This is a genomic window from Raineya sp., assembly GCF_053497555.1.
This window is the reverse complement of sequence record NZ_JBRCWE010000002.1, coordinates 1-6,253: the sequence shown is the minus strand read 5'-3', so window position 1 is coordinate 6,253 and position 6,253 is coordinate 1. Positions and strand designations below refer to the sequence as shown.

Annotated in this window: 5 protein-coding genes; 3 read left to right on the top strand and 2 right to left on the bottom strand. The window is 39.3% G+C overall.

What is annotated here, in order from left to right; all coding sequences use genetic code 11:
• The coding region (locus ACWITO_RS00110) for a tetratricopeptide repeat protein (protein WP_448527968.1) at window positions 1-537 on the top strand (537 nt) is incomplete at its 5' end.
• A 58-nt stretch (window positions 538-595) separates the two neighbouring features.
• Here ACWITO_RS00110 and ACWITO_RS00105 read toward each other — a convergent pair.
• Window positions 596-3,115 (bottom strand): ATP-dependent Clp protease ATP-binding subunit, encoded by a 2,520-nt coding sequence (locus tag ACWITO_RS00105; protein ID WP_448527967.1) that lies wholly within the window; start codon window positions 3,113-3,115, stop codon window positions 596-598.
• A 42-nt stretch (window positions 3,116-3,157) separates the two neighbouring features.
• The gene (locus ACWITO_RS00100) at window positions 3,158-3,778 is read right to left on the bottom strand and encodes a WbqC family protein (RefSeq protein WP_448527966.1); all 621 of its coding nucleotides are present in this window, start codon (window positions 3,776-3,778) and stop codon (window positions 3,158-3,160) included.
• A gap of 244 nt (window positions 3,779-4,022) precedes the next feature.
• Between ACWITO_RS00100 and ACWITO_RS00095 the strand changes: the two genes are divergently transcribed.
• Together ACWITO_RS00095 and ACWITO_RS00090 are read left to right on the top strand one after the other, a co-directional pair.
• Window positions 4,023-5,990 (top strand): gliding motility-associated C-terminal domain-containing protein, encoded by a 1,968-nt coding sequence (locus ACWITO_RS00095; protein WP_448527965.1) that lies wholly within the window; start codon window positions 4,023-4,025, stop codon window positions 5,988-5,990.
• A gap of 139 nt (window positions 5,991-6,129) precedes the next feature.
• Window positions 6,130-6,253, top strand: a 124-nt coding sequence (locus ACWITO_RS00090; protein ID WP_448527969.1) for a 2-oxoglutarate dehydrogenase E1 subunit family protein, incomplete at its 3' end; no start/stop codon positions are given.

Sequence of the window (6,253 nt, the reverse complement as noted above, 5' to 3'; positions counted from 1 at the left end):
CAAGCTACTGAATACTATCGTAAAGCCATAAAATTAAATTCCCACTGGCACGAGGCTTGGTATGGAGTAGGTTGTTGTTTGTATGCACAAGAAAAATGGTTGGAAGCCCTCAATGTTTTCAAGAAAGCCATAGAGCTAGATAACAACAACCCTGCTTACTGGCTTGCTCTCGCCGATACCGAATACAATTTTGGTAATACCTTTTCAGCTCTTGAAGCCTATCAGACTGCCGCCGAATTAGACCCCTCGCAAGCCGATGTTTGGCTCAACTGGTCTATGGTTTTTTATGAACAAGGCGACTATCATAAGGCTCTTGCCACTATTGAAGAAGGACTGGCAGAAACGCCTGATGAACCCCAACTCATCTATCGCCAAATAGCCTATATGCTCTCTTTGGGCAGATACAAAGAGGCTCTGCAAAATTTAGAAGTCGCTTTAAGCACACATTACGAACATCATACACTTTTATATGAGTTTTTTGAGGATTTAGAGGTTCAAAAAGCCTTGTTTAGGCTAATTCAGCAATACAAAGAGTAAAAAGAAAAGACCTGCAAAATGATTTTTTGCAGGTCTTTTGCATATTTTGATAACTTTTCTAAACGGCTTTGGTATCTTTCACCGAAAAAGTAAGCACTTCTCCCTCACCCGAATAGTCTGCAATCAGTGTATCACCTTGCTCCATTTCGTTTTTGAGAATTTCTTCGGCGATAGGGTCTTCTAAATATTTCTGTATCGCTCTTCCCAAAGGTCTTGCTCCGTATTGTGGGTCGTAGCCTTTTTCGGCAAGAAAATCTTTGGCTTTTTCGGTAACTTCAATATTGTAGCCCAAAGCTTCTATGCGAGCAAATACTTTTTTGAGCATCAAATCAATGATTTGGTGTAAATGATGTTTTTCAAGTGAGTTGAAAATAATTACATCATCAAGGCGGTTGAGAAACTCAGGCGAAAAGGCTTTTCGCAGTGCGTTTTGAATAGTGGCTTTCACAGCCTCGTCCATATTTTCGGTACGGGCTTTGGTAGCAAAACCAATACCTGTACCAAAATCTTTCAAATCTCTCACACCGATATTAGAAGTCATTATGATAATGGTATTTTTGAAATCTACCCTTCTGCCCAAGCCATCGGTAAGAATACCATCATCAAGCACTTGAAGCAATATATTGAACACATCGGGGTGGGCTTTTTCAATTTCATCAAGCAATACTACACTATAAGGCTTACGTCTGATTTTTTCGGTTAGCTGTCCGCCCTCTTCGTAACCCACATAGCCGGGAGGTGCCCCAACAAGACGAGAAACAGAAAACTTTTCCATATACTCGCTCATATCAATACGCACCAAAGCATCTTCCCTATCAAAAAGGTAAGTGGCAAGCACTTTGGCAAGTTCGGTTTTCCCTACGCCTGTGGGACCTAAGAAAACAAAAGAGCCGATAGGTTTTTTAGGGTCTTTCAGCCCTACACGCGTGCGTTGAATAGCCTTGACAAGTTTTTCGATGGCTTGGTCTTGTCCAATAACTTTACCTTTCAGGGCTTCGCCCATTTGTAAAATTTTAGCACTTTCGCTTTGGGCTACTCTTTGCACAGGAATTCCTGTAACCATTGCTACCACCTCTGCAACATTTTCGGCAGTTACGGTATAACGTTTCTTTTTAGTTTCTTCTTCCCAAGCCAATTTGGCACGCTCCAGTTGGTCTTGCAAGCGTTTTTCTTTATCACGCAACTGGGCGGCTTCCTCGTACTTCTGACTTTTTACAACAAGTGTTTTTTCCTTTTTAATATTTTCAATCTGCTCCTCCAATCTCAAAATATCATCAGGCACTTGAATATTATTGATATGCACTCTTGCTCCTGCCTCGTCCATTATATCTATGGCTTTATCGGGCAAAAACCTATCAGAAATATAGCGGTCTGAAAGTTTTACACAAGCCTCAATAGCTTCTTTGGTATAATAAACGTGGTGGTGGTCTTCATATTTATCCTTGATATTGTGTAAAATTTCAATGGTTTCTTCGGGTGTGGTTGCCTCTACCATTACTACCTGAAAGCGGCGAGCCAAAGCTCCATCTTTTTCAATATATTGGCGGTACTCGTCCAACGTAGTAGCCCCAATACATTGAATATCGCCCCGAGCCAAAGCAGGTTTGAACATATTGGAAGCATCAAGAGAGCCACTTGCTCCTCCTGCTCCTACTATGGTGTGCAATTCATCTATGAAAAGAATAACATCAGGCGATTTTTCCAGCTCATTCATCACGGCTTTCATACGCTCCTCAAACTGCCCGCGATATTTTGTTCCTGCGACAAGCGAAGCCAAATCAAGTGTAACAACTCTTTTGTTGAAAAGCACACGAGAAACTTTTTTCTGCACAATTTTCAAGGCTAAACCCTCTGCAATAGCTGTTTTACCCACGCCGGGTTCTCCGATAAGAATAGGGTTGTTTTTCTTGCGGCGAGAAAGGATTTGGGCTACACGTTCAATTTCTTTTTCTCTGCCAATAATAGGGTCCAATTTGCCTTGTTCTGCCATTTTGGTCAAATCTCTGCCAAAATTGTCCAAAACGGGTGTTGAGCTTTTAGATTTTTCTTTGCCTTCGCGAATACCTCCACCGCCACCTCCAAAAATTCTGCCTTGGTCATCATCGGCATCATCAGTATCGGGACCTGCGTGAGGAATGGTATAATCTTCGTCTTCCAAAGCTCGCTTGACCGTTTCATAAGTTACATTGAAGCGTGCCAGTATCTGCGAGCCAAGATTATCTTCCTCTCTCAAAATAGAAAGTAAAAGATGTTCTGTGCCAATTACATTGCTTTTGAAAATGCGTGCTTCTAAATAGGTTACTTTCAGAGCCTTTTCTGATTGTTTGGTGAGCGATATATTGGCAATGCTTTTTACATCGTAAGTTGCTGTACCTTTGATGGTTTGCTCAATTACGTATTTGAGTTCATCAAGCGAAACACCAAGCTGTTTGAGTACCTTGACGGCTTTGCTGTCTTCTTCTTTCAATAAGCCCAGAATAATGTGTTCTGTGCCTATATAATTGTGTCCTAAACGCAAAGCCTCTTCTTTGCTATGCGAAATAACCTCTTTTACTTGATTAGAAAATTTTGCTTCCATTGGCTACAAATGCTTTTCAGTTTCTTAAACAATTCATTTCTGTTATTTGTTCGGAATACTTTGTTCTATGATAGAGGAACTTTGCCTACCCTCACAGAAAATCAAGTCTATCACACTCAAATTCTCCTCAAATTTATTGCCAAACACTTGCAAATAAGGATAAGGTTTGTAAAAATCTTTGATTTTTTCTGTTTTTTTGGGGTGTATTGCTGAACGCAAATCCACCAAATCAGGACTTAAATCTACATATTTTTCAGAGAAAAACCAAACTTTTTGCCAACCTAAAATTTTTAGACAATTTGTCATTAAGTTTATATTCAAATCTAACAAAAAGGCAGGTTTTTGGTACAAAATTTTTTGGAAACTCTCTGCAAAATACTCAAAAAAGGGAGCTTTCCCATAAGCCGAAGCAATACTACGCCAATGCACATCTACCCAGTTTTCGCTATAATCTATACGTACATCTCTGAAAATTTGCTTCCCCAAGTGCTTTACAGGTACGCTTAAAAGCATTTTTCCTTGCGAAGTATTGATATAGCACCTATTACGATAGCTTTGCTTTTCGTAATATTCATAAATTTCTAAATTAATTTGCTCTGCCCTTCGCAAAGCACAAAAATACGCAATGCTTGGTAAATATTGAGGCTCTATAACTATACGCATCAGAACGAATTAAAAGGCAAATAACGAATATTTTTTGGGATAAACAAAGAAATGCGAAATTTTATACCAAAGATTTTTTAAGACCTACCGAATTTTCGGTAATTTACAAGGTTTTTATTCCTGATAAGACAAGCATCACAAAAGCAAAGAAAATTACAATTTTTCCAAAAAAACCAAAAAAAATTCGGTTACTACAAAGAAATTTATTATTTTTGCAGATAAAACCTCTTAAAACAAGAACGCAATGAGAAAAATTTTACTACTCTTGCTTATTAGCTTTGGAAGTTACTTTGCTTCGGCAACCCACATTGTAGGTGGCGAATTGCAAATGACTTTTCTTTCAGGAACAACCTATCGTATGAATCTCAATATGTATTGGGATAGGGTTTCTAACGTGAAAGACAATAGCATTACGATAGGCTTTTATCGCAAATCTAACAATACGCGTATTCAAACCCTCACAATGCCACTGGTACAAGAAACTGATTTGCAATTCCCTGCGGACACTTGTACTAATCAAGTTCTTTTACGTTTTACCAAGCTCGTCTATGAAGCACAAGTTACTCTAAATCCTGCTAATTATTCAGATATACAGGGCTACTATGTAACTTGGGAAAGATGTTGCAGAAATAATGCTATCACCAATATTGTGTCTCCGGGCAATGCCGCTAACTCTTTTTATTTAGAGTTTCCTGCTATTATTCAAGGGGGAAATCCTTTTATCAACAATAGCCCCGTTTTTCCTACACCCCAAACCAGTTATTTGTGTTTATTCAATAACTTTACTTTCCCTTTTGGAGCTACCGACCCCGATGGCGACCAGCTCGTATATTCAATGGTTACACCTTACAATGGTATCGCTTCCAATTTCAACCCTAATCCTGCCCCACCTGCAACCTATAACCCTTATCCTCCCACGGAAATCACTTGGGCAACAGGATACTCTGCTACCAATGCCATACCCAGCAATGTAGGACAACCACTTAGCGTAAATCCAACAACAGGAGTGCTATCGGGCAATCCGAACAGAACAGGGCTATTTGTTTTTTCCGTTCTGTGTGAAGAATACCGAGGGGGCGTAAAAATCGGTGAAGTTCGCCGAGATTATCAGATTTTGGTAAAAAACTGCCAAGAGGATAACCCCGTTCCGCAAATACGCTTGCAACTGCAAGATAATAGCATCTACAATGAAAATTCTTTGTACGAATTAGATGCCAACAAAGGTCTATGTCTGAATTTGCAAATCTTTGATACGCCTAATCAAAATATTCGCCTTACTTATTTGCCTTTGAATGCCAATGCTCAAAGACTTACACAAAACAACTATCGTCCTTTCAGAAACTCTAATAATCAGCCTGTTGGTGGTGTTACTATCAACAGCTCGGGAATCGGAGTGGTGCGTTTCTGTTGGCGAGAGTGTTTGTATAGTTTCCGAGGTGATGAAATATTTGAATTTGGCATTATTGGAGATGACCAAGGTTGCCCTGTAAGAGGGATTGATACGCTCTTTGTAAGGTTTAAAGTCAAACCACGTTTCAACAACCCTCCCTCGCTTTCTATTATTGCGGCAACTCCTAATTTTGATATTCCTACACTTACCGCAAACCCTTACTTACCCGCAGGGCAGGAAGTAAAAATTACTTTCCAAGCCTTCGACCGCGATAACGATTCGCTCAAAATCTTTGCCGTAGGCAGAAATTTCAATATTGATAGCCTTGATATTACCTTTACCCCCATAGAAGGTAAAGGACGCTTTACCACCGATTTCATTTGGAAACCCGATTGCCGATTTATTAAAACCAATGGGCAAAATGATGAGTATTTGGTAGATATTTTCTTGGTAGAAAAAAATAATTCTTGCGATATTGCCGATGCTCAAATGACTATCAAGATAAAAGTTCGTGATGATTTTTCTAATGTAGATGCCTTTTTGCCCGCCAATATTTTTACCCCGAATGGTGATGGCATCAACGACTTTTTTGAAATGGAAAATCTGCCCGCTATTGCAGAATTCAACAGATTTTTACCTGCTGATAATTGTTTATACAAATACAATGGTATTAAAATTTACAACCGCTGGGGCAAAGCCGTATTTGAAAGCAAACAACGTGATTTCAAATGGGACGGCGGAAATTTACCCGCAGGTGCGTATTTCTATGTCATAGACTATACCTCAAAAGTTTTCAAAGGCACAGTAACCATTATGAAGTAAGGTTTTCTGCTCACCTACCCAAGCCCTTGCCTTGCGTGCAAGGGCTTTTGGCTTTTTTAGGCTTTTATTTGCCAATCAAAAATTTTGTTAGATTTGCAAAATTTCTTTATTTTTCGCTTTCATTCAACCTTGCAGTTTTATGGATAAATATTCGTATATCGCCAATGCACACGGCAATTACGTAGATGAATTGTACCGTGCTTACAAAGCTGACCCTACTTCTATTGATGAATCTTGGCAAAAATTCTTTGAAGGATTTGAAT